The 24639-nt window shown below is 41.5% G+C and carries 26 protein-coding genes; 21 read left to right on the top strand and 5 right to left on the bottom strand.

What is annotated here, in order from left to right; genetic code table 11:
- The first annotated feature begins 17 nt into the window (after window positions 1-17).
- Both ACM0OW_RS23085 and ACM0OW_RS23080 read left to right on the top strand, forming a co-directional pair.
- Window positions 18-1094, top strand: coding sequence for a PIN/TRAM domain-containing protein (locus ACM0OW_RS23085; protein ID WP_414552710.1), 1077 nt, complete (start codon window positions 18-20; stop codon window positions 1092-1094).
- 106 nt (window positions 1095-1200) lie between these two features.
- Complete coding sequence (locus ACM0OW_RS23080; protein ID WP_414552708.1) at window positions 1201-1350, top strand: hypothetical protein; 150 nt, start codon at window positions 1201-1203, stop codon at window positions 1348-1350.
- Window positions 1351-1454: 104 nt separating this feature from the next.
- On the opposite strand, the gene ACM0OW_RS23075 is transcribed toward ACM0OW_RS23080, so the two are convergent.
- Entirely contained in the window at window positions 1455-1769 is a 315-nt protein-coding gene (locus tag ACM0OW_RS23075; protein ID WP_414552741.1) for a hypothetical protein, read from the bottom strand.
- 335 nt (window positions 1770-2104) lie between these two features.
- Here ACM0OW_RS23075 and ACM0OW_RS23070 point away from each other — a divergent pair, with 335 nt between their 5' ends.
- The 6 genes from ACM0OW_RS23070 to ACM0OW_RS23045 all read left to right on the top strand — a co-directional run bounded on the left by ACM0OW_RS23070 (window position 2105) and on the right by ACM0OW_RS23045 (window position 9474).
- Entirely contained in the window at window positions 2105-3970 is a 1866-nt protein-coding gene (locus ACM0OW_RS23070) for an ABC transporter ATP-binding protein (protein WP_414552706.1), read from the top strand.
- Window positions 3971-4077: 107 nt separating this feature from the next.
- Window positions 4078-5601 (top strand): AbgT family transporter, encoded by a 1524-nt coding sequence (locus tag ACM0OW_RS23065; RefSeq protein WP_414552704.1) that lies wholly within the window; start codon window positions 4078-4080, stop codon window positions 5599-5601.
- 296 nt (window positions 5602-5897) lie between these two features.
- Window positions 5898-6995: an RRXRR domain-containing protein gene (locus ACM0OW_RS23060; RefSeq protein ID WP_414552702.1), complete on the top strand. Its 1098-nt coding sequence runs from the start codon at window positions 5898-5900 to the stop codon at window positions 6993-6995.
- Complete coding sequence (locus ACM0OW_RS23055) at window positions 6980-7243, top strand: DUF4089 domain-containing protein (RefSeq protein ID WP_414552700.1); 264 nt, start codon at window positions 6980-6982, stop codon at window positions 7241-7243. Before ACM0OW_RS23060 ends, ACM0OW_RS23055 begins: the two co-directional genes overlap by 16 nt.
- The gene (locus ACM0OW_RS23050) at window positions 7240-8625 is read left to right on the top strand and encodes an AtzE family amidohydrolase (protein WP_414552698.1); all 1386 of its coding nucleotides are present in this window, start codon (window positions 7240-7242) and stop codon (window positions 8623-8625) included. Before ACM0OW_RS23055 ends, ACM0OW_RS23050 begins: the two co-directional genes overlap by 4 nt.
- Window positions 8626-8901: 276 nt before the next feature.
- Window positions 8902-9474 carry a hypothetical protein gene (locus tag ACM0OW_RS23045; RefSeq protein WP_414552696.1) on the top strand — a complete coding sequence of 191 codons (573 nt, stop codon included), beginning with the start codon at window positions 8902-8904 and terminating at the stop codon, window positions 9472-9474.
- Window positions 9475-9494: 20 nt separating this feature from the next.
- Here the strand turns inward: ACM0OW_RS23045 and ACM0OW_RS23040 are convergent, their stop codons facing one another.
- Both ACM0OW_RS23040 and yidD read right to left on the bottom strand, forming a co-directional pair.
- Complete coding sequence (locus tag ACM0OW_RS23040) at window positions 9495-9809, bottom strand: hypothetical protein (RefSeq protein WP_414552695.1); 315 nt, start codon at window positions 9807-9809, stop codon at window positions 9495-9497.
- Between the two features lie 173 nt (window positions 9810-9982).
- Window positions 9983-10270, bottom strand: coding sequence for a membrane protein insertion efficiency factor YidD (gene yidD, locus ACM0OW_RS23035; RefSeq protein ID WP_414552693.1), 288 nt, complete (start codon window positions 10268-10270; stop codon window positions 9983-9985).
- Window positions 10271-10333: 63 nt separating this feature from the next.
- Between yidD and ACM0OW_RS23030 the strand changes: the two genes are divergently transcribed.
- The 10 genes from ACM0OW_RS23030 (at window position 10334) to ACM0OW_RS22985 (ending at window position 19284) form a co-directional block, all read left to right on the top strand.
- Window positions 10334-11047 (top strand): diacylglycerol/polyprenol kinase family protein, encoded by a 714-nt coding sequence (locus ACM0OW_RS23030; RefSeq protein WP_414552691.1) that lies wholly within the window; start codon window positions 10334-10336, stop codon window positions 11045-11047.
- A gap of 338 nt (window positions 11048-11385) precedes the next feature.
- Window positions 11386-11697: a CTB family bacteriocin gene (locus ACM0OW_RS23025; RefSeq protein WP_414552690.1), complete on the top strand. Its 312-nt coding sequence runs from the start codon at window positions 11386-11388 to the stop codon at window positions 11695-11697.
- A gap of 356 nt (window positions 11698-12053) precedes the next feature.
- On the top strand, window positions 12054-12350 hold the full coding sequence (locus ACM0OW_RS23020) for a CTB family bacteriocin (protein WP_414552688.1): 297 nt from the start codon (window positions 12054-12056) through the stop codon (window positions 12348-12350).
- A 341-nt stretch (window positions 12351-12691) separates the two neighbouring features.
- A complete protein-coding gene (locus tag ACM0OW_RS23015) occupies window positions 12692-12979 on the top strand; it encodes a CTB family bacteriocin (protein ID WP_414552687.1) in 288 nt (95 codons plus the stop codon).
- 451 nt (window positions 12980-13430) lie between these two features.
- The gene (locus ACM0OW_RS23010) at window positions 13431-14948 is read left to right on the top strand and encodes an HlyD family secretion protein (protein WP_414552686.1); all 1518 of its coding nucleotides are present in this window, start codon (window positions 13431-13433) and stop codon (window positions 14946-14948) included.
- A 144-nt stretch (window positions 14949-15092) separates the two neighbouring features.
- Window positions 15093-17261 (top strand): peptidase domain-containing ABC transporter, encoded by a 2169-nt coding sequence (locus ACM0OW_RS23005; protein ID WP_414552684.1) that lies wholly within the window; start codon window positions 15093-15095, stop codon window positions 17259-17261.
- Window positions 17262-17291: 30 nt separating this feature from the next.
- Complete coding sequence (locus ACM0OW_RS23000) at window positions 17292-17609, top strand: hypothetical protein (protein WP_414552682.1); 318 nt, start codon at window positions 17292-17294, stop codon at window positions 17607-17609.
- Window positions 17610-17861: 252 nt separating this feature from the next.
- The gene (locus ACM0OW_RS22995) at window positions 17862-18119 is read left to right on the top strand and encodes a hypothetical protein (protein ID WP_414552681.1); all 258 of its coding nucleotides are present in this window, start codon (window positions 17862-17864) and stop codon (window positions 18117-18119) included.
- 162 nt (window positions 18120-18281) lie between these two features.
- Window positions 18282-18536, top strand: coding sequence for a hypothetical protein (locus tag ACM0OW_RS22990; RefSeq protein ID WP_414552680.1), 255 nt, complete (start codon window positions 18282-18284; stop codon window positions 18534-18536).
- Window positions 18537-19035: 499 nt separating this feature from the next.
- Complete coding sequence (locus ACM0OW_RS22985; RefSeq protein ID WP_414552678.1) at window positions 19036-19284, top strand: hypothetical protein; 249 nt, start codon at window positions 19036-19038, stop codon at window positions 19282-19284.
- Between the two features lie 109 nt (window positions 19285-19393).
- Here the strand turns inward: ACM0OW_RS22985 and ACM0OW_RS22980 are convergent, their stop codons facing one another.
- A complete protein-coding gene (locus tag ACM0OW_RS22980) occupies window positions 19394-20278 on the bottom strand; it encodes an alpha/beta fold hydrolase (protein ID WP_414552676.1) in 885 nt (294 codons plus the stop codon).
- Window positions 20279-20775: 497 nt separating this feature from the next.
- On the opposite strand from ACM0OW_RS22980, the gene ACM0OW_RS22975 reads away from it, so the two are divergent.
- From ACM0OW_RS22975 to frr, 3 genes are all read left to right on the top strand, one after another.
- Entirely contained in the window at window positions 20776-21327 is a 552-nt protein-coding gene (locus ACM0OW_RS22975) for a thioredoxin family protein (protein WP_414552674.1), read from the top strand.
- A gap of 70 nt (window positions 21328-21397) precedes the next feature.
- Window positions 21398-22126 carry a UMP kinase gene (gene pyrH, locus ACM0OW_RS22970; RefSeq protein WP_414552672.1) on the top strand — a complete coding sequence of 243 codons (729 nt, stop codon included), beginning with the start codon at window positions 21398-21400 and terminating at the stop codon, window positions 22124-22126.
- Window positions 22113-22661: a ribosome recycling factor gene (gene frr, locus ACM0OW_RS22965; RefSeq protein WP_414552671.1), complete on the top strand. Its 549-nt coding sequence runs from the start codon at window positions 22113-22115 to the stop codon at window positions 22659-22661. The genes pyrH and frr overlap by 14 nt, the downstream gene beginning before the upstream one ends.
- A gap of 396 nt (window positions 22662-23057) precedes the next feature.
- Here frr and ACM0OW_RS22960 read toward each other — a convergent pair whose 3' ends face one another.
- Window positions 23058-24437, bottom strand: a complete 1380-nt coding sequence (locus tag ACM0OW_RS22960) for a protein kinase domain-containing protein (protein ID WP_414552669.1) — start codon at window positions 24435-24437, stop codon at window positions 23058-23060.
- Window positions 24438-24639 lie beyond the last annotated feature (202 nt).

Genomic DNA, 24639 nt, shown 5'->3' with positions numbered 1-24639 from the left:
AGGAAAACCACAAAACTATGCTTGATGCCATTATCATTATCTCATTCATCCTAGCTGCTGCGGGAATAGGGTTCTATAGCATTGAACTACTACCCGATGGTTCCCTAGACACAGTAACAAATTTAGAAGCTCTACGCTTAGTTGTAGCCGTCTTTGCCGCTATTCTTGGCGGTGCTATCGGACTGAGTTTTCAAACGACATATCGGCGCTTAGAAGTACAAGTCCGAGAAATGCCCCTAGAAATGATTTTAACTCGTGCCATTGGCTTGGTAATTGGGCTATTGCTAGCTAACTTAATGCTAGCCCCATTATTCTTGCTCCCTATCCCGCCGGATTTTGGCTTTATTAAGCCACTGGTGGCAGTTGTGGGCAGTATTATACTGGCTGTGACGGGGATGAATTTAGCCGACACCCACGGACGGGGTTTATTGCGGTTCATTAATCCCAACACCGTAGAGACAATGGTAGTGGAAGGGACGCTAAAACCTGCCAATACCAAGGTTTTAGACACCAGTTGCATTATTGATGGTCGCATTGAAGCCTTACTAGAAACCGGATTTCTGGAAGGACAAATTTTAGTCCCCCAGTTTGTCTTGCAGGAATTGCAACAAGTAGCCGATGCTAGTAAAGACCAAAAGCGGGTACGGGGAAGGCGCGGATTAGAAATACTCACCCGCATTAAGAAAGATTACCCAGACCGAATCTTAATTAACCCTGTTGACTACGAAGATACTGCCACAGTCGATGCCAAGTTAGTCCGCTTTGCCCAAGAAATCAACGGTACACTGCTGACTAATGATTACAACTTATCGAAAGTAGCCAGTGTGCAGAAAGTGCCTGTTTTGAATGTCAATGACTTGGTAAATGCTGTGCGTTCTACTTATTTACCTGGTGATAATCTTGACCTGAAGATTCTCAAGGAAGGCAAAGAACCCAGTCAAGGAGTTGGCTACCTAGATGATGGCACAATGGTTGTGGTTGAGGAAGGTAGTAATTACGTCGGTGGTGAAGTGCGAGTAGTTGTAACAAGTGCTTTGCAAACCTCCGCCGGACGGATGATTTTTGCTAAACCCCAAGCTTCAGCTTTGGCGTGAGGTCAATGTCAGGTGCAATTAGAGTTAAGATGTGCGATCGGTGTAGTCAACCTGCACCGATTTTGTTTAGGGTAAAGTTTCAAAAAGCAGGTGACTGGATTTTTGTTTGTCGTCAATGTTGGCCTGGTGTGTAGATGTGGTATTTGCTGACCCACCATTTAATCTTGGTAAAGATTATGGTATGGGTGTAAGCGATCGCATGAAGGCAGATGAATATTTAGTATGGTCGCAACAGTTCTGGATAACGGAATCATAGAACAATGGGAATCGGCAAGGGGAAACAAAAAACTGAAGCAACGCCAAACAACTGCATCACAATTAACAATTCCTTTTTCTACATAGTTACGCCAGCAGTAAACCTCAAATCAACGCTCGACCATCTGTGCCTTTAATGAGTGTTGGGACATTGCTATCCAACTGATCATGTTCAATTACAAAGATTGCCAAAAACCCTTCAGTAATCTGAACTGCTCGCCAGACATCAAAGTATGGCTCTAATTCTTCGTAGTTGCCAATTCTATCCGTTAAGTAAGGGTAAATTTTCCGGCTGGGAAGTACCAAAGCAGCCCCTAAAAAAACGCCCCGCAGTAATCCTAGAACCATTTTATTGACGGCTCTATGGCTTGAGGAAATATTGCCTGTTTCCCATTCAAGAGCGAAAAGATAATTGTCAATTACCTTGGTTGCATCAACTTTTCCCGGTGATTTGGTTGCATATTTAATGCGATCGCTCTGAGATAAGTTAGCACCAAATTGAAGGTGCGGAATGTGGGTTGTAACACTGTTGTCACACCTAACACTTTGGCTACGGTGTACGCACAAGCTGGGGAGAAGGAAGAAGGAAAGCTGATTACACTAACGTGATTTGGTGAAATTGCGATAAGATTGGGTACAAAATATCGGTTTAGCGTAGCGTATCCGCAGGACTCAGCCACGCCTTTGGCGATCGCACATCAAAACTATTGCTAAAATTCAAGTGATTTTCCCTAAATATCTATCTCCTGATTCCTATGAGTGAAACTGTCCTAGAGGTTCGTAATCTACAAGTTGAATTTGCCAGTGATGGTAGCAGCATCAAGGCTGTAGATGATATATCTTTTGAGATTAATCGCGGTAAAACTCTAGGAATAGTGGGGGAATCAGGTAGTGGTAAGTCGGTGACATCATTGGCTGTGATGGGTTTGCTGCAAAGTCCGGGTAAGATTAGCGGTGGTGAGGTTTGGTTTCGTCCCCAACCGAATACAGAACCGATTAATTTGGTGGAGTTACCCCCGCAACAAATGCAGCTACACCGAGGCGGCGATATCGCCATGATTTTTCAAGAACCGATGAGTTCGCTAAATCCGGTTTTTACTATTGGGTTTCAGATGGCTGAAGCGATTCAGCAACATCAGAATGTCTCAGAAACTGAAGCCAAACGCATTGCGATCGCTCTCTTGCAAGAAGTTAAACTTTTACCTAGTGATGAGATAATACAACAGCAGTGTCTGGAAAATTCACATCATCCAGATGGATTAAAGTTGGCTAAATTAGTCAAGCAGCATAAAGCAGCTATCCTCGAACGTTACCCGCATCAACTTTCTGGAGGTCAGCTACAACGGGTGATGATTGCAATGGCTATTTCTTGTAATCCTTTGCTATTGATTGCTGATGAACCAACCACAGCTTTAGATGTGACTGTGCAAGCAACTATTATTGAGTTATTGGCAGAATTGCAGCAAAGTCGTGATATGGCAATGATTTTTATTACCCACGACTTGGGACTAATTTCGGAAATTGCTGACCAAGTAGCGGTAATGTACAAAGGTCAAATTGTCGAATATGGTGCAGCCGAACAGATTTTTAGCAGTCCCCAACATCCATATACTAAGGGTTTGGTAGCTTGTCGCCCTACACTCAACCGCCGTCCTCATAAGCTGCTGACGGTTTCTGACTATATGAGTGTCGAAGAAACTCCCAATGGTCAGGAAGTCATTCAGGCGAAAGAACCCCCACATCCCCCAGAAATTAGCATTGAGGAAATATCTCAGAGATGGGACAAGCTGAAGGATAAATCACCTTTATTAGAAATCCGCGACCTCCAGGTGGGTTTTCCGGTGCGGGGTGTATTTGGGAGGACAAAACGCTATAACATGGCGGTTAATCATGTTTCTTTTGATGTCAAGCCAGGGGAAACACTGGGTTTGGTGGGAGAATCTGGTTGTGGTAAAACTACGCTGGGCAGAAGTTTGCTGCGTTTAATTGAACCGATGGGTGGGGAAATTATTTTTGAGGGTCAAAATATTACTACCCTCAAAGGCGAAGCGTTGCAGAAGTTGCGGCGAGAAATGCAAATTGTCTTCCAAAATCCTTTTAGTTCCCTAGACCCCCGGATGAAAATTGGGGATGCGGTGATGGAACCGTTGTTAATTCACTCTGTGGGGAAAACCAAGAAACAACGCCGAGACCGTGTAGTGGAACTTCTAGAACGGGTGGGTTTAGATGCAGATGCAATGTATCGCTATCCGCATCAGTTTTCTGGTGGTCAACGTCAACGGGTTTGTATTGCGCGGACTTTGGCTTTAAATCCTAAGTTTATTATCTGCGATGAGTCGGTTTCAGCTTTAGATGTTTCTGTACAGGCGCAGGTGTTAAATCTGCTGAAAGAATTGCAAGAGGAATTTCAACTGACTTATATTTTTATTTCTCATGATTTAAGTGTAGTCAAATTTATGAGCGATCGCATTTTAGTAATGAATCGTGGTCAAATTGTCGAACAGGGAACAGCCGAGAGTATTTACCTAGAACCCAAGGAAGAATATACCCAAAAATTAATTGCTTCCATTCCTACTGGTAGTGCTGAACGGGTACGCGCTAGACAATTACGGTCACTATAGCAATCTTATTATCGAACCGCCTTCGCGCAGCGTATGCCCCCAGGGCTTTAGTCGCCAAGTTCGCCAAGAGAAGAAGGAAATTCATCTTTAAATTTGGTCAATGTCTAATGAATCCTCAAAAGAGTCAAAAATTTGCTTGGTTGGGAAAAGCTTTAACCTTCATTGAATTTGTGGGGAATAAACTCCCCGACCCACTGACAATATTTTTCCTATTATCTTTAATGGTAATTGGAGTGAGTGCGATCGCCTCTGCTGCAAATCTCTCTGTCATCCATCCTGGAAACGGTGAAACTATCGTTGCGGTATCTTTACTTACCCCTGAAGGTATCCGCCGTATTTTCACATCTGCTGTCAAAAATTTTACCGATTTTCCCCCTTTAGGGGCTGTATTGGTGGCTATGTTGGGTGTAGGTGTGGCTGAATACAGTGGTTTACTCTCAGCAGTATTACGGAAAATAGTATTAATTGCCCCTAGTAAATTTATCTGTCCCGTAGTAGTGTTTGCAGGTATCATGGCAAACATCGCTGCTGATGCCGGTTATGTGGTACTTGTACCTTTAGGCGCAATTATCTTTTTAGCCTTTCGACGACATCCTTTAGCTGGTTTAGCTGCGGCTTTTGCTGGCGTTTCGGGTGGTTTTAGTGCAAATTTACTGATTAGTTCCCTTGACCCGTTGCTGGCTGGATTAACCCAAAGTGCAGTGGAATTAATTAATCCTAGTTATCAAGTCAATGCGACTGCCAATTATTATTTCATGGCAGTTTCAACCTTTTTAATTACTGCAATTGGCTGGTTTGTCACAGAAAAAATTGTTGAGCCAAGATTGGGTAATTATGTCGGAGAAGTTGATTTTCAAATGTCACAACTCAGCGCATCTGAAAATAAAGGTTTACGACGGGCTGGTTATAGTTTATTAGCATTCATTGTCTTTTTGCTGGTCATGGTTTTACCACCCCAAGGAATTTTACGACATCCAGAAACTTTTACAATTATTCCTTCACCTTTTTTGGATAGCATTGTGTTTATCATTGCCTTAGCTTTCCTGATTCCGGGAATTTTTTATGGCAAGGTTGCCGGCACTATTCAAAATGATAAAGATGTGGCTAAGGCTTTGAGCAATTCTATGAGTAATATGGGATATTATATCGTTTTAGCATTCATTGCGGCTCAATTTATTGCCTATTTTAGCTGGAGTAATTTAGGCGCGATTATGTCAATCAATGGGGCGGAGTTTCTCAAGTCTACAGGTATTACAGGCGCACCATTATTAATATTATTTATTTTAGTCAGTATGTTGCTGAATTTATTTGTAGGTTCAGCTTCAGCAAAGTGGGCGATTATGGCTCCTGTGTTTGTGCCAATGTTTATGTTAATGGGTTATTCTCCAGAGTTAACCCAAGCTGCATACCGCATTGGGGATTCTACAACTAATATTATTACGCCGTTGATGCCTTATTTTCCTTTGGTGGTGGCTTTTGGGCAGAAGTACGATAAGAATTTAGGCATGGGGACATTGATAGCGATGATGTTACCTTATGCGATCGCCTTTTTGTTGGGGTGGTCTATGCTGTTAATTATCTGGTTTGTTTTGGGTTTACCTCTTGGCCCTGGGGCTTTGATGAGGATTTAACGTTAGCGTAGCGTGCGCGAAGCGCATACCGCAGAGGCGCAGAGAACGCAGAGGAGGAGAAAATGAGGAGTTATGGTCAACTACCCCTACCTGCCTAACGGCTGAGGTAGGGGCTTGCAAGAACCAGATTGCAACGTAAGAGATGACTAGCCTTGTAGCCATTACCTGATACGGACTTCCGAATGTTTCCCTAGTTCGGATTATTTCCAAACCTACTGGTTGTAGGTGCTTGCAGAAAGGACATTTTGGTAATGGTGGGCTAAGGGACTTGCTACTTACACGAAAGGATTATCTCTATGATTCGTGTCTCTGTACTAGACAAAAACGGTAAACCACTCATGCCAACAAAAGCTAGTCGTGCTAGACGTTGGCTCAAAGAAGGCAAAGCCAAGATTGTACACAACGACCTGAATATTTTTTGCATTCAGCTATTAGTAGAAACGTCTGGATACGACACTCAATTAATAGCTTTGGGACTAGACCCTGGTAAAAAGTTTACTGGCGTTGGTGTCCAATCTGCCAAATTCACATTATTTATGGCACATCTAATATTGCCATTTTCAGATGTCACAAAAAAGATGTCGGGGCGACTAATTCTGCGACGTGCTAGACGAGGTAGACGCATAAACTGCAAAGTTGCATTTAGTAAAAGAGCGCATCGTCAAAAGCGTTTCGATAATCGTAGACACAACAAATTGCCACCCAGTATTAGAGCTAATAAAGAGATGGAATTACGAGTTACCAAAGAACTGGTAAAACTATTTCCTATCAATCAAGTTACTTATGAGTGCGTCAAAGCAAAGGGAGATAAAGGTTTTAGTCCGGTAATGGTTGGTCAAAAAGTCATGCTGCAATGGTTAGGTGAGATTGTGCCAAGCAACACACAAGAAGGCTGGCAAACCTCAATTCTCAGACAGCAATTAGGTTTAGCTAAAGACAAGAAGAACAAGGAGAAACAAAGCCCAGAAACTCACGCACATGATGGAATTGCGTTAGCTGCAAGTAACTTTATGCAATTCGAGAAATTTCATACTGCTAATGCTCATGGGCATCGTTGGATTGGTGAAGTTGTAGTCACGTCTGCACCATTTCGCGTGATTGCGCGTCCTAACTTATTTCGTCGTCAGCTTCATTTTGAGAACCCAGTCAAAGAAGTGTCAGGCAATAGAAAACGAAAAGGTGGGACAGTAACACCATTTGGTTTTCGCTCTGGTGACTTAGTTAAAGCAGAAAAAGCCGGAAAGATTTTTATCGGTTGGATTGGTGGTTACACTCAAACATCCAAAACAAAAAATATTTCAGTATATGACCACAATTGGTATCGTATTGGACAATTCAGCCCATCAAAAGTACATTTACTCAAACGAAATACACGACTATGCGTAGCATCCTGAACCATTGGACGACTCCGTTCCTCCGTCGTCCCGCTATCCCTCCCCAGGCTACTCCACTTCGTTCCGTTGAGCCTGGGGACTCCCGCGAATCCGTTGAGGAAATGGCTTTGTTGTTGGGGTTACAGCTTGGGGATGAATATGTTGATGGGGTGGTGCAGAATTTTGAGATAATTAAGGCGATCGCTCAAATAGTGAATGAGTTTCCTTTACCGGAGGATGTTGAACCTGCGCCATTGTTTGAACCATGAATGATGCTGTATCAATTGCTGCTGCTGTGCATACAGGCGAAGTTAGCGCTGTGGAAGTTACCCAGGCGGCTTTAGCTAGAATTACTGCACAAAATCCTCAACTCAATTGTTTTACAGCCATAACTGCGGAAACTGCTTTAATAGATGCAGCTAAAATTGATCAAGAAATCGCCCAAGGTAAAAATCCCGGTGCTTTAGCTGGTGTGCCTTTTGCAGTAAAAAATCTCTATGATATCGCTGGTTTAACAACTTTAGCCGGGTCGAAAATTAACGCGGAAAATCCTCCAGCTAGCCAAGACGCGACAGCAGTAGCGAAGTTAAAACAAGCCGGTGCGATACTGGTTGGGGCGTTAAATATGGATGAGTACGCCTATGGGTTTGTCACAGAAAATTTCCATTATGGTGCTACCCACAACCCCCACGATTTACAACGCATAGCTGGTGGTTCCTCTGGTGGTTCATCTGCGGCTGTAGCGGCGGGTTTAGTACCCCTGACACTGGGTTCTGATACAAATGGTTCAATTCGGGTTCCGGCGGCTTTATGTGGTGTGTTGGGCTTTAAACCGACTTATGGGCGCTTGTCTCGTGCTGGGGTAGCTTTATTTTCTAGCAGTCTTGATCATGTTGGCACTTTTGCCCGTTCTGTAGAGGATATTGCTACAGCTTTTGATGTGCTGCAAGGTGAAGATGATCGTGATCCTGTTTGTACAAAACGTCCGCCTCAATTATGTGTACCACAATTACATCAAGATATCTCTCAAATCAGAATTGCGATCGCAGGTGATTATTTTACTCAAGGTGCGTCACCAGAAGCTTTAGCCGCAGTGCAAAAAGTAGCTGATGCTTTAAGTGTAACTGACTATGTAACCATTCCCGAAGCCCACCGCGCCAGAGCAGCAGCCTTTGTGATTACCGCTAGTGAAGGGGCAAATCTGCATTTAGAGCAATTAAAGTCCCGTCCCCAGGATTTTGATCCGGCGACACGCGATCGCTTTTTGGCTGGGGCATTAATACCGAGTACTTGGTATATAGAAGCACAGCGCTTTCGGAAATGGTATCGCGATCGCCTGCGGGAAATCTGGCAAAATGTAGATATAATTCTCGCCCCCACCACACCGATTTCTGCACCGCTAATTGGTCAAAAAACGATGATTTTAGCTGGTGAAGAAATTCTAGTGCGTCCTCATTTAGGATTATTCACACAACCATTATCTTTCATTGGCTTACCCGTTTTATCAGTCCCAATTCAGCAACCAAATGCTTTACCTTTGGGTGTGCAAATCATCGCTGCACCCTACAATGAAGCCTTAATTTTACGAGTTGCGGCTGTATTGCAATCCCAAGGTGTCATTACTGGTGAATCAGGGACTTGCCTTAGTTGAATTTATTCCACCACCGCCACCACCAGACCGAAGACCAGCACAATAACTTTATAATAACTTTATATATTGGTATCAGTTAAATATACTACTTCATCTATGTGAAAGCCTTGCGCTACAAGTATTTAACGCTACCCCCCCCCCGGAAAATAGTAGCTTTTGATCACAGTAAATTTTCCGTAAAGTTGCTGAAAACAGCTTTACAGGCGTTAAACAGCTGTATTATTGTCAATCGTATCGAAAGCAACAAAAAAAACTCGTTTTTCAGGAAAAAATACTATGAGTACCGTAAATGTCTTGACAAAGTTATCGATGGCTACCGCAGGAGCAGCTGTAATCGCTCTGGGTTTTGCAGGAACAGCACAAGCGGCTATTTTTAATTTTAGTTTCTCCAATGAGAATGGCGCAGTTAATGGTGATGTCAAAGGAACTATTGAATTAGCAGATGGTGATGGAACATTTGCTGCCACCAGTGTGATGATAACCTCTCTTCCTGGTGGTCTAGGGTTGACTGCACCAGTAAACGCTTTATCATCAGGTAGTCTTGAAAACGTATTTTCCGTAGTTGGTGGGCAAATTAATCTAGCTGGTACTGGCTTTTTCGGTTTGATTAATGGCAATACGGCTTTATCACTAAACGCCAGCTTTGCAGGAGGTAGTACTTTCCTTGATGCTTTGAATGGAAATAATTTCGATTTCATCAATTATCGAACTGGTAATTATAGCGGTTATCAGTTAAGTGAGATACAAGAACCCCACCCCCAACCCCCTCCCCGCAAGCGAGGAGGGGGCTATGATGTACTTCATTCAAGTGCATACCGCTATAATTTAGCTTTTATTTCTGTTAAATAATCCTGAACTATCATATTCAATTAAGATTGAAGTAACATTAAACGAGCTTCTAAATCAGACCACATTTGATAAAAAGCACTCGATTCTACAAAATCTGCTTCATCTCCTAATTGACCTGTGTTAAATTGTTGATAAAAATCTGTCGATGATAATTGATACTGTTGTTCAAATGCTTGTAAATCATTTTCTAATTCTTTAATTTGCTGTTGAATATTTTCTTTTTCTTGATTGATAATCTTTCTGAGTGATGAAGCCAAGATATCACTATATCCTCCCTGTTGAGAAAGTGCTTCGAGAGCTTTTAATTGATTGATTATTTCTGCTTGAGTTGTCATTATTATTTCTTACTTTTAGATAATGTTTATATCTAATTGAGGTGGAACTTTATTTGGCGACTCTCAACAAAGGAGAATTTCAAATTATTTTACCCAGAGTTCAGGGATAGTGAAAGTATATGAATATACTTTATAAGTGGCAATAATGAGTATGGAGAGGACTAAAGTCCTCACTACGAGCCTTTGTGATGGTCTTCTGTGGTCTGTTTCCCGGAATTTGGCAGATGATGATCGCAGCAATGCTTTTTCGCCTCCGGAACTGGATCATATCCACCAGGATGGAAGGGATGACACCGCAAAATCCGCCGAGTCGCCATCCAGCCACCACGCCAAATCCCAAATCGCTCAATGGCTTCTATTGCATACATTGAACAAGTTGGTTGAAAGCGACAAGTCGGGGGAAACAGGGGCGAAATAAACATTCTGTAACCTTTAATCAACCAAATAAATAATACTTTCATCGCGATCACCTAAAATCTTATAAATTAGTAATAAATGTAAAAAATTCCTATCTTGTAGTTTCTTTGTTATCTCCAGCTATCGATTTCACCTCAACTCCACCTTTGTGGCTACAAATTACCGTAGTTACAGTTTGGGTGTCACTCATTCTCCTAATCGCTTGGGTAGTATATCGCTTTGCTAAGGGCGAACCAGAAATAGTCAGAAAAATTGTTCACATCGGCACTGGGAATGTAATCATGCTGGCTTGGTGGCTAGATGTTCCCGCCAGTTTAGGCATTACAGCTTCCATTGTCGCCAGTGCCATCACCTTATTATCATACCGATTTCCCCTGCTTCCCGGTATTAATAGCGTGGGTAGGCAAAGTTTGGGAACCTTCTTTTATGCTGTCAGCATGGGCATTTTAGTAGCTTGGTTTTGGCACATAGAACAGCCCCAATATGCAGCTATCGGCATCATGGTGATGGCTTGGGGCGATGGGTTAGCCGCATTAATTGGGCAACGTTTTGGTAAACACAAGTATAAAGTCTTCGGAGCGCAAAAAAGCTGGGAAGGCTCCTTGACGATGGCTTTAGTCAGTTTTATCATCAGTAGTTTAATTTTACTGAGTGTAGAAGGCAACCTCTGGCAAACTTGGGTAGTATCTTTAGCGATCGCTTTAACTGCGACTAGCTTAGAAGCCATTTCATTTTTAGGTATTGATAATTTAACCGTGCCTTTAGGTAGTGCAAGTCTAGCATTTTTGTTAATTAATATCTTTCTGCACCATTCTCTCTAAAAACCAGGAATTTCTCAAAGTCTCCACACTCTCCATTTAACAAACAGTAGTATCTCTAATCACGGTAATTTTTATCAATTACGGTGAAGCAATGATCGCCGCAGTAGATAATTGAAAACTCGATTATTAGATGACATAGCCGCAAAACCTGGAATATTGTCTATTTATTTTCTCAAAGTATGAGTTTGGCAGCAAAAAAATTAGACTTTATATCTACTTTCAGGAGTAAATATACAAGATTGATTTCTACCTCTGGATTTATGAATTCCTCACAAACAGTGCTTATAGTTAAGTTCTTAGGTGGTAACAACCTATGTACGTAAGTGAGGCTAACAATCATGTCACATCAAATATTTACATCAGAATTGTTTGTTCCTTTATCTGATGAGCAACAAGAACTTGTCGCTGGCGGTGCTGACTTTGAACTGGCTGGTAGCAACTTCTCTCAAAGACGTGCCAACTTACAAGGCACAAGTAATGCCGGGCCTGATGGCAGTAGTGCCAACTCTACAGGTGATGTTACGGCTATCAATACTGCGGCACAAGACTTGATGGGATTGGGTGCAACAGAAGTTCCTGACATTGACGCTTTGGGCGCTGCACCAGTCCTTAATGGTGGTAATGGTGGTGGCGGTGGTGATGAAGGTTAATCACCTCAACCAGCCAAAGTGTTGAACCATTCCTACAGTTAACCCGAAAAGCTTATCTGTCACATTCAAGCGTTTCACCTATCTCAGTCGGAAATAGTAAATGGAGTGATTCGGGAAGCAACAATGCAATTGTGGTCTCGAATAACTAAACTATTGCAGTATTGCAGAGATAACTCTGGTTAGTTTCCCCACTAAGCATAGTGGCGCTGAACTAATTAAGCAATCTGGGTTTCCTGTTCTCAAGCGTGGAAAGTAGGCTTTAATTCCAGAATTTTTTTGCCAGTTTATTTTGGCTAATCAACAAGTGAGTATCTGGAATCTTTTGTAGAAAAATTACGTCAATGAGGCTAACAATCATGACAGAGCATATCGTATCAGAATTGTGTGTTGCGTTATCTGACGAGCAGCAAGAACTCGTAGCTGGCGGTGCTGACTTTGAGCTAGCTGGGAGTAATTTCGCTAACAGAATAGCCAATTTACAAGGATCAGCTAATTCTGGCCCAGATGGTAGTAATGCCAGTTCCACAGGTGAATTGACAGCCATTAACACTGCGGCACAAGACTTGATGGGATTTGGTGCGGAAGAAGTTCCTGACGTTGATGCTTTGGGCGCTGCACCAGTCCTTAACGGTGGCGGTGGTAACGGAGGATAATATCCAATCCGGTCTCGTAGTTTGTCAAGTTGAAATTCATGGGTAATCAAACTCTGAAAAATACTTTGACAAAGTACTCAAGACATCTGCAATTGCTAACTTGAATAATTGATGATTCCCAGAAGTGTTGATTATCTGGTTACTCAAAATTGCCGTAATAACGGATTTCAGAGCTTTCTGTGTGTGATTAATGTTTGCACAACTTGATTATTGAGCCGAATACTCAGGATAAACTGCATCCACTGGTCAGTTTCTGGAATCCTTTTTTTGAAGATTATGTAAGTGAGACTAACAATCATGCCAAATCAGATTGGAGTTGATTGTCAGTGAGGCTAATAATTATGTCACATCAAATCATCACATCCGATTGGTTTACAGAGTTAGAATTGTCCGCTAAACAGCAGGAATTACTGGTTGGTGGTGTTAACTATCAACTCAAAGACAATAGTTTCGCTCAAGGAACTGCAAATACTACAAAATCAAGTGATTCTGGTCTAGAGGGAAACTCTTCGGCATCAAATACTCAGCTTGCTGATGTAAATTCTAACGCCACAAGTTTTTTATCTAGTGAACCTACAGAATTTCCGGCTCTTGCCAACTTTGAAGTACTGAATCAATTCAACAGTTGATTTTGCTAGGATATAAAACTTTTTCGGTTGTTGGCAAAGTAAACCTGCTAAATATGCCAAGAAAAGGGGGAGAGGAGATAGTTATCACTCGCTCAACGTAAGTGAGGACTTTGAGAAAGTTTGAGCATTCTCCTCTGTTGTTTCTACGCGTTATCCACGTTAGATACTTGAGAAAGGATATTGGCTTACATAGCGTACTCCTTTCTTTATCCCCATTCCTAATTATACAACATCATAAACCAGATGTTAGCTGCCGTTAGCATCTTATGTTACCGTTTAACTTTTTTCGCCAAAAATATTTCATAACTGTGAATTTACATCAGTAAGGGCGCAAAGTCTTGCACCCCTACCATGTTGTCTATTTACCTGAAAATACCTGCAATTGGCAGTTAATTATTAACTTTTAGACTTTTCCAAACTATTATCCAAATCTAACCCAAGGTAGAGTACAGTGAACTCTTTTCCCCAACAAGACAATAATTTTTGGAATCGGTATAACGAACCGACACCAGAAGAACTGAGTTTAGTAGAACCTCACGAGTTTCTTCCCCGCATCAGTAAATGGACAAACATCGGTGCAGGAGTTTTGCTAATGACATTTATGGCGGCGGCTGGACTCACATCTGTGTTTAGTTACAATGTCACAGTTAAAGTTCCAGCGACTATTCGACCAGAAGGAGAACTGGGAATTGTGCAATCTGCCGTAATTGGAACAGTGCAGAAAATAGATGTCCAAGAAAATCAAGTAGTCAAACAAGGAGAACCCATTGCTTACATTGATGATTCCCGCCTCCAAAATCAAAAAAGCCAACTAGAAAATAATTTTGATCAGAGTCAATTACAACTACGCCAAATTGATGCTCAAATCGCTGAAATTGCCACTCAAATTGCAGCGCAAAGAACCCTAGCTAACCGGACAATTATCGCTGCACAAGCTGAACTCAGTGCGAGTCAGCGCAACTATGAAGACCTGCAAAAGACAGCCTTAGCAGAACTGACAGAAGCCGAAGCTACTTGGAATTTAGCGAAATTACAACGCGATCGCCTACAACAGAATAACTTATTAACTGCAACCGTACAAGAAGCCGAAGTAGCTTTAAATTTAGCCAAATTGCAACGCGACAGATTACAGTCAGTAGTCGCATCGGGAGCAGTGTCTCGCAATTTATTTGAAGAAAAACAACAGCAGGTAAAATCAGCCCAAGCCAAGCTAGAACAAGCAAAAGCCAACGCTAAAGACTTGATGTCAGAAAAAGAACAAGCCTTAAAGATTGCCCAAATCAAACTCGAAACAGCTCAAAACAGCATTAATCCGCATAATGCAGCTATAACCATAGCCTCTGAACGGATTAAACAAGAACAAGCCAGTGGTAAATCTACCTTAGCCGCTTTAAACAGAGAACGAGAAACCCTACTACAACAGCGTCTAGAACTGGAAAAACAAACTATGCGGGCGCGCAAAGAACTACAACAGGTCAAAACTGACCTGGAGCAAACAATCATTCGAGCGCCAATTACAGGTACACTGCTGCAATTAAATCTGCGTCATCCTGGACAAGTAGTACAACCCAGTCAAGCCATTGCTCAGATTGCGCCCGTCAACACTCCAGTAGTGATTAAAGCATTTATCCAGCCTCAAGATATCGACAAAGTAAAACCTGGGCAAAAAGTGCAGATGCAGGTTTCAGCTTGTCCCTATCCCAACTACGGTACTCTCCACGGGACAGTCAGAACTGTTGCACCAGATGCCCTCCCAATAGGAAATAACAGCACCGAGCCAGGTGTTCAAGGGGCTACCCAGACAGTCGGATATGAAACCACCATAGAACCCAAAACCACTTATGTAGGTACAGACAATCATCAATGTCACCTCCAACTCGGTATGAAAGGTCGAGCCGATATTATTTCCCGACAGGAAACAGTACTTAATTTCATTCTCCGCAAAGCCCGATTAATCACAGATTTCTAAGCAAATTTTGCACACAAAGGGCGGGAATCTTTGCCCTCCACCACAAGATTGAGAATATCAAGATGTTTACTGCATTTACTAGCAAACTTCTGTAATTACGAACTACGAATTACGAATTACGAATTACGAACTACGAATTAAATTATGTTTGGTTTAATCAAACTTCAAAAAAACTATCAATGCGTTTCACAGTTAAGCGAAGAAGATTGTGGAGCAGCTTGTTTGGCAACAATTTGCAAACATTACGGCCGATTTTTAAGCATTAATCGCAGTCGAGAATCCGTAGGAACTGGACAACTAGGAACAACTTTATTAGGTCTAAAACGTGGTTCTGAGAATTTGGGTTTTAATGCTAGAGCAGTCAAAGCCTCGCCAGAAATTATCGACAGAATCAAAGAAGTCCAGTTACCAGCCATTATCCATTGGCACGGTTATCACTGGGTAGTTTTATATAACCAACAGGGAAAAAAGTATGTAATTGCTGACCCCTCTGTGGGTATTCGTTATGTTGACCGCAAAGAGTTAACCGCCGCTTGGAATGGCGTAATGCTCTTACTAGAACCAGATCCAGACCGCTTTTTTGATCAGCCCCAAGACAAACCAATGGGTGGCTTCGCACGCTTTCTCAAGCGGATTTTGCCTTATCGTGGTTTGTTAACTCAGGTTTTAATGCTCAATATTGCTTTGGGTGTACTGGCTTTGGGTTCTCCTATACTGATCCAAATTCTCACAGATGATGTTTTAGTGCGCGGAGATGTCCAGCTACTAACTGTTGTCGTCGCCGCAGTTGTAGTTATGACTGTATTTAGTAGCACTCTACAATTACTGCAATCGACAATGATTGCTCACTTTGGTCAACGACTGCAATTAGGGCTAGTTTTGGAATTTGGGCGGAAAATGCTCCAACTACCTTTGAACTATTACGAAGCCCGCCGGAGTGGTGAAATCACTAGCCGACTCAGAGATATCAATCATATTAACCAGTTGGTATCACAGATAGTCGTTATGTTACCTAGTAAATTTTTTATTGCAGTGATTTCTTTCTGCTTAATGCTGTTTTATAGTTGGAAACTCACATTAGCAGTTATGGTAGTCGGTGCTTTAATGACTTTATCCACTCTGCCTTTTTTACCTATCCTCCAACAAAAAACTCGCAGTCTTTTAGTTTTGGGGGCGGAAAATCAAGGGGTGTTGGTAGAAACATTTAAAGGCGCACAGGTGCTTAAAACAACCAATGCTGCACCCCAATTTTGGGAAGAATTTCAAAGTCGTTTTGGTCGTCTGGCTAATCTGACGTTTAGTACTGTGCAAATCGGAATTATCAATAGTACTCTTTCTCGACTGCTTTCGACTATTGGTGGTATAGCTTTACTGGGGTTAGGAAGTATCTTGGTGATTCAGGGAGAATTAAGTATCGGGCAAATGCTGGCTTTTAATGTGCTACAAGTGAATGTTCTGAGTTTAATTAATTCCTTAGTGGGTTTAGTTGATGACTATTTTCGCTCTCAGACAGCAGTTTCTCGGCTTTTAGAAGTGATTGACGCGACACCGGAGGTGGTGGGAGGTAGTCAAAAGCCTGTAGCGCAAATTTCCGGGGGTGCAGATATTCATTGTTCTCATCTGACTTTTCACCACCCTGGTAGAGTTGATTTGTTAGAAGATTTTTCTCTCAAGCTACCCGGTGGTCAAGCGATCGCTTTGATTGGTAAATCTGGTTGTGGTAAAAGTACCTTAGCGAAACTCTTAGCAGGTTTATATCAGCCAAATTCTGGTAATATCCGCGTTGGCTCGTTTAACCTTGATGACATCGCCCTGGATTGTCTGCGACAGCAAATAGTTTATGTCCCCCAAGAACCTCATTTTTGGAGTCGCACGATTTTAGAGAATTTCCGTTTAGGAACGCCCTATATTTCTTTTGAGGAAATTGTCAAAGCTTGCGAGATTGCTGATGCAGATAGCTTTATCAGTCAACTTCCTAGTAAGTATCAAACTGTGTTGGGTGAATTTGGGGCTAATCTCTCTGGTGGACAAAGACAACGATTAGCGATCGCCAGGGGAATTATGACCAATCCACCTGTGCTGATTTTAGATGAAGCTACAGCCGGACTTGACCCAGTTAGTGAAGCTAGCGTGTTAGATGCGATTTTGGCACACCGCAAAGGCAAAACTACAGTCTTAATTACCCATCGTCCCAGTGTTGTCAAACGAGCTGATTGGATTGTGATGTTAGAGAAAGGTCAAGTGCAATTACAAGGAACTCCAGAAACTTTTCTGACAGAAAAGGGAGAGCATCAAAAATTCTTATCATTATGACAATTTACTCTGGTGTGAGCAAGTACGATCATGTCTAAAAATCATACATCAAATAATTCATTTCTTTTCCAGTATCTCACCGAAGAAGAACAAGAAACTTTAGCTGGTGGGCAAGGCGAAGGTATACTAGGAACCAGTAATTTTTTCTTTCAAAAAACTGATATTCAAACTGAGGCAAATAATAATTTAAATTTAGCGGAAGATGAATCTAATTCTCAAAGCACTAAATACAATTTGTCACAAATTACTATGGCATCATCTATAACATTTACATTACCAACTGCTAATCCTCATAACAATAGCATCAATAATTTTATAGCTAAAGTTATTAGTGGATTAATTTCGTAGCGGTTAAATTTTCTTTCATTCTAAATGCAATTGGTAGTTTCAGATCCCCGATTTTTTAAAGAAGTCGGGGATCTATTCATACAAATAGCTAAGAATATAAACAAACACAAATCAACTCATTTACATGATTCTAAAGAAGTAAAAAATTTTTTCGACTTTCTAACCTAAGAATAATTTAAATTGCTTGCCAATAGTTAATAATAAAAACATAGGTGATTCCACACCTTAAGTAAGTAAGTGAGGTACAAAAGTATGTTATCCAAAATCACCAAAACAGATTTGTTTGAAGAGTTATCCGCAGAACAACAAGAGCTTTTAGCCGGCGGACAAGATATGCGATTTGGCGGTTCAGAATTTGGCGGTTCAGAATTTGACGAACCAGAATTTGGCGGTTCAGAATTTGACGAACCAGAATTTGGACGCTCAACTAGGGATCGTGGCGAGCGTCGTCGGAAACGTGTAATTAGTGTTCCAATCCGCTTGACTGGTACTCTTGAAGTCATTAAATAAAGACTAAGTATTACCATGATTTCTACTTCGCCAATAGTCTTGTCTAATCAGCACATTTTTTACGGTCAAACGTAAAATCTGAACCATGATTTTGCACCCACCCAGAAAATTTTCTGGTATGGGTGCTACCTAAAATTTATGTACTAATTTGAGGCAAAAACTATGTTGGAAAAAACCATTCAACCTGATTTATTTGTGGATTTATCCGCAGAGTCACAAGAACTTTTATCTGGGGGTCAAGCACGTCGTCCTGAGATTATCGTTACTGGTACTCTCACTGATTCTCGCGGTAGAAGTTTCCCAGTTACAATTCTTGGCTTCATTACTGGACAACCTTCTGGTGGTGGTGGTGGTTTTGGTGGCGTTCCTGGTGGCGGTTTTGGTGGCGCTGGTGGTGGTTTTGGCGGCGGTTTCTAATAGCGCCGGGGAAAAAGACTCTTAGAGGTTGTTGGGAGAAATTCTAGTAAATATCAAAGTCCTCGAAACCTAATCCTATTTTGGATTTTGGATTATACACTATGGATTAGAAATCCCTTTGTATATTTGGGTTTGTAAATCCATCTGTCGCCATAATTTTTAAAACAGGTATAACTATCCTCTTCTCTTATGGAGAAGAGGAATATTTAAAGCCTTTCTTCTATGAAAAGAGGGATTTTAAATTATATTTTGTGGATTTTACACATATCAAATTAAAAATATTTTTTACTTAAATTTGGTTGTGTCTATGTATAAAAAATAAACTTGAATTAAATCTGATTTTAACATTAGCCAAAAGGTATATTATTAACTTATTCTTTTATAACTTGGGGATAGTTTAATTACTAAGAACCTTGTTTATAAATAAAAATATAGGTGCAACACTCCCATATTTTTACTTAAGTGTGTACCACGTACAAACGAGTTTGAGGTAAAAATTATGTCAGTTCAAGACCTTCAATCTGATTTGTTAGTGGATTTATCTACTGAACAACAGCAGGATGTTTCTGGTGGCTTCGGCTGGGGAGGCTTAGGATACCCTGGCTTCAGATATGGTGGCAGAGGCGGTCGTGGACTCGTAGGTGGTTGGAGAACTCCCGGCCTCATAGGTGGCTGGGGCGGTCGTGGACTCGTAGGTGGTTGGGGAACTCCCGGCCTCATAGGTGGCTGGGGCGGTCGTTTCTTCTAAATCTTTAATGTAGGGGTAATTCATGAATTGCCCCTATTCAGAATCAGCAACACCCAATTTTGGGATGATTTAGCAGCGTTTTATGCAGGCGATCGGCATTTCGTAGAAATTACCCTCTAACCCAATCAAGTAGAATCGGATTGACTAACTCAGGTGCTTCATCTTGAGGGCAATGTCCCACGCCTTCCAAGGGGATAAACTTTAACACTTGTGGGTAGTTAGCTAATTCTCTACCTAAGTCTACTGGTTCCCAAGGGTCGGCTGTTCCCCATAAGATAATGGCAGGACAAGGTAGCACAGGCAAAAGGTCTTCGGCTAGAGGGCCTGTAGAATAAGAAGTAAAAGCGAGAAACACCGCTACAGCACCTGGGTCTTTTGCTGGTGCTGTGAGAATATCAACTAACTCGTCTGTGACTATCTCTGCATTAGCGTAGGCTTGAAGCAAAATCTTGCGGACTGTTTTCGGTTTAGCAACTTGATTGAAAAAAAACTTTCCTACTGGTTTGATAGATAATATCCGTTGCAGAATCGGTGCGCCGAAGCGACGAGACCAAGGTAGTGTTTCTCGTTTGCGATCGTGCAACAATCTTAAAGAACAATTGAGTAAGGCTACTCCTAAAGCTATATCTGGGTTGCTGACTGCTGCTTGTAAGACCACAATACAGCCTATAGAATTTCCTACTAAAAAAGCCGGTTCACCCACTACTTCCCGGCAAAAGTCGGCTAACTGTTCTCCCCATGTTTCCAGGGTGTAGTCAATGTCTCCCCCCGGTTGAGGTTTAGCGGAACCGCCAAAGCCAATCAAATCAATGGCATAAACACGGCAATTTTCTGCTAATGCGGGGATATTTTTGCGCCAGTGCCACCATGAAGCTCCAAAGCCATGTACGAGAACAACTGCGGGACCATTAGTCCCTTGAGTCTGATAGGAGATGGGGAAACCTTGCCAATTCCATGTTTTGGCTGAGGTAAATGTGTTTGTGGAAGTTTTCATCAGAACTTTATGAATATATTAATATTAGTACCAAGAAAAAATACATTTGTGGCTTTACTAAAAATTTATAATTTTGACAAATAGCAGTCCTAAATCATTTGTAAAATCTCACTTATGGGTTGTTGTCTACTGACTGTTGACTGTTGACTGTTAACCGCCAATAGCAGCCACACATTCGATTTGTGTGATGCTACTGGGGAATTTTGATGTTATTTCTATGATACTTCACATTTCGTAATTTTGCCGTTTCCTGGTCTGGATAGGGCCAGAGAAATAAAGCCTCTATTTTTTTAGAAAAATGTGCCGATGTGATTTTTTGTGATGTAATAGAGTTAGTATCGTTAGTAAATTTTGTACTTTCACAATTTACGGTAGCCACATCGGTCTGTTAGATCATGGGATATCAAGAATTGCCTGAATATTGGTTGGCACACAAAACAGTCAATCCAAATTTCACATAAACTTCTTTGTTATTTAGTTCTTTGCGGCTATAAAAAATGAATCTACTAGAAACAATTAATACACCTGTGGGTAGCTACGCACCAGATTTTGAGCTTCCAGGAATTGACAGTCAGGTACACCATCTGAGCCGTTATCTAGAAAAGTTTCGTGCAGTTGGTGTGATTTCGATGTGCAATCACTGTCCCTATGTAAACTTATATTTAGAAAGATTAAAAAATATTCAAGCGGAATTTGCACCAGAGGGTTTTACTCTCATTGGGATGAATGGCAGTGCTACACAACAGATGACAGAAAATCTTGAGCAGATGAAAATTTTTGCCCAAAGTCATCGGTTGAATTTTCCTTATTTGTGGGATTCAACCCAAGATGTGACTCGGAGTTTTGGCGCTAGTAAAACGCCAATGGCTTTCCTGGTGGATAAAAATGGTATAGTCCAGTACAAAGGACAAATTGATAATCATCCGCAAGAGCCATCATCTTTGGGAGAAGACTATCTTAGAGATGCGATCGCCTCTTTGTTTAATGGTCAAGCAATTAACCTACCACAAACAGAAGCAGCAGGAACTTCATTGATTTGGCGGAACTAGACATATATAGTCGCTGTGCTGCTATCTTAAATTGGAGGCAATTGCAACTTTTTTGATAAAGCGTAACTTCATGGGAACGAATTACCGACGGGTTTTACTTAAACTAAGCGGTGAAGCCTTAATGGGCAACATGGGCTATGGTATTGATCCAGAAGTGGTCAAGGAAATAGCCGAGGAAGTAGCAGAGGTGGTAGCCACCGGCGTTCAAATCGCCATCGTCGTCGGCGGTGGGAATATTTTTCGTGGCGTTAAAGCTGCGTCGGCGGGGATGGACAGGGCAGCTGCTGACTACATAGGGATGATTGCCACGGTAATGAATGCCATGACGCTACAAGATTGCTTAGAGCGAATTGGGGTACAGACGCGGGTACAAACCGCGATCGCTATGCAAGAATTAGCGGAACCGTATATCCGTCGTCGCGCTATCCGCCACTTAGAAAAAGGTCGGGTAGTAATTTTTGGTGCTGGTTCAGGAAATCCCTTCTTTACGACTGACACCGCAGCAGCCTTAAGAGCCGCAGAAATTGATGCCGAGGTGATTTTTAAAGCCACCAAGGTAGACGGAATATATGATGCTGACCCCCATATTTATCCAGAGGCCAAGCGTTACACCAGTCTCACCTACGCGCACGTTTTAGCCAAAGATTTGCGCGTCATGGATAGTACAGCGATCGCCTTGTGTAAAGACAATAATATCCCAATACTGGTTTTTGATTTAACGGTGCGAGGTAACGTCCGCCGAGCCGTATTGGGAGAAAAAATCGGCACCCTTGTGGGAGGTTCATGTGAAATTATCTGAAGCTGAGAGTACGATGCAAAAGACCGTTGAGGCAACTCAACGAGCTTTTAACACCATTCGCACTGGCCGAGCCAATGCGAGTTTACTAGATAAGGTATCGGTGGACTATTACGGTTCACCCACGCCATTGAAATCACTGGCAAACATTAGCACCCCAGATGCCACAACCATCTTGATTCAGCCTTACGACAAAGGCAGCTTAAACGTAGTCGAGAAAGCAATTTCCCTCTCTGACGTAGGTTTAACACCCAGTAACGACGGTTCTGTGATTCGGTTGAATATACCACCATTGACAAGCGATCGCCGCAAAGAATTCGTCAAAATAGCTGCCAAGTATGCTGAAGACGGTCGCGTAGCCATTCGCAATATCCGGCGGGATGTCCAAGACACCATTCGCAAAGAGGAAAAAGCTTCAGAAATCTCTGAAGACGAATCCAAAGACCAACAAGATAAACTGCAAAAACTCACAAATAAATACACTGCCAGAATTGACGACTTGCTGGCAGAAAAAGAAAAAGACATTTCCACTGTCTAAGGATGCTCATACAGTAGAGTAATATCAACTAGGAAGGCTGAAGAATCTTGTATAAATTCTTCAGCCTTTATCTATAGCAAAGTGCTGAGTGCTGAGTATAAACCAAGTTGTAGGGTGGGTTAGGACGATAGTCCGTAACCCACCATTATCTTTTACAGCTATTTTCAGGTAAATAGACCACACAGCAAGGCTTTGCGCCTATACCACAGATGTGGTTCAAATACATAAAAACTGACTTAAATTAACATTGTCTTATAGCTATCCAGCTAGTAGGGTGGGTTAGGACGATAGTCCGTAACCCACCATTATCTTTTACAGCTATTTTCAGGTAAATAGACCACACAGCAAGGCTTTGCGCCTATACCACAGATGTGGTTCAAATACATAAAAATTGACTTAAATTAACATTGTCTTATAGCTATCCAGAAGAGCAGATTTAAAATCTACCGCACTCTTAAAATAAATATCTGGTTTCTCCACTAAACCCAAATCAATCACCTCAGCCAACTTTTTAGGGATATTTGCATGACGTTGACGAATAGGTATAGGGTCATTTTGCAACACCGCTAAAAATGGGTCGCCTGTAAAATCGCGGGGGAATTCCCCCGTTAACATATTATAAACAGAAGCAGCCGTTGCCCAAGCATCCACTTCTGGTTTGACATATTTAAAATTCAGTAACTGTTGACGAGGGATAAAAGCAGGTGTTCCAGATGAAGAACCTGTGAGAGTTTGTCCACTTAAACCTGCCAAATCAAAAGATTTTGCTAAACCATAGTCTGCTATTTTAGCAGTGATTTTGCCGTTAGTATAATTAAGTAAAATATTCCCCGGTTTCAAATCGCGGTGGACTAAACCATTACCTTTCCCAAAACCACCATTTTGTAATTTTACATAAGGAATTTCGGCATTATGACTATATTCCAAACCATTGAGAACTTGCAGAATAATTGGGACAGCAATATTCACAGGTAATTTACCACCATACTTAGCCATTAAATCTAGAACAGTTCCGCCAGCACAATATTCCATTGTGAAAAAGAAAATATCCTCAAAAAAGCCATAATCGATAACTTGGATAACATGAGGATGTTGTAAAACTTTAGTATTTTCGGTTTCGCGTAAAAACTTTTGTACAGCATTTTCATTAGCTGCAATTGCAGGTAACATCACTTTCAAAGCGATAAATTTACCAGAATTATTATGTTGGGCTAAATAAACTTCGCCAAAACCACCTTTACCGAGTAATTTAATTATATTGTAGCCCTGAATTGCCAGCAATTTCTGATTACCACCAGCAGCTAAACTCAGCCAACGTTGGATAATTGCTAAGAAGTTTGGCTGTTGTATAGCAGGTTGATTATGATTAATTGTAGGGAGAGAAAAGTTAGGAATATTTATTTCTTCTGGGTCAGCTTTGATATACACGGCAAACACAGTATCACCCAGTTGAATTTCATCATCAGATTTTAAATCATATTCAGGAAATTGTAATTTTGCCCCTTCCTCTGGAGTTTGATGTGCTGCCCTCTGCCCAATTTTGTTATCATTAACGTAAGTACCATTTTTGCTACCAAAATCTCTAATTCTGATATTGGGTGGGTTGATATCCAACAAACAATGATAGCGAGAAATGGTAGAATGGTCGGCATCATTTGGTAGTTGAATATTGCACTCTGGGCTTCTACCAATAATACAAGTTGTGCGAGAATCAAAGGTATATTGTCTTCCTGGAAGTTTACCTTTGATAATAGTCAGGATAGCTTGGGCAGCCATTTGATTTTTTTATTTAAAATTATATTTTAAGCTAATTACAGCACATTTAATCTAAATAGATATACGGGATATGGAAAACCTCTCCCTACCGTGTACACACAAGTCTTATCAAGTTGCCTAAGAGCGTTTCGATCCCCCCTAACCCCCCTTGATAAGGGGGGAACTAGAATCAAAGTCCCCCTTTTTAAGGGGGATTTAGGGG

The organism is Anabaena sp. CCY 0017, assembly GCF_963920885.1.
Lineage (GTDB): Bacteria > Cyanobacteriota > Cyanobacteriia > Cyanobacteriales > Nostocaceae > Nodularia.
The sequence above is the reverse complement of the archived record's forward strand: the minus strand, read 5'-3'. Positions and strand labels throughout refer to the sequence as shown.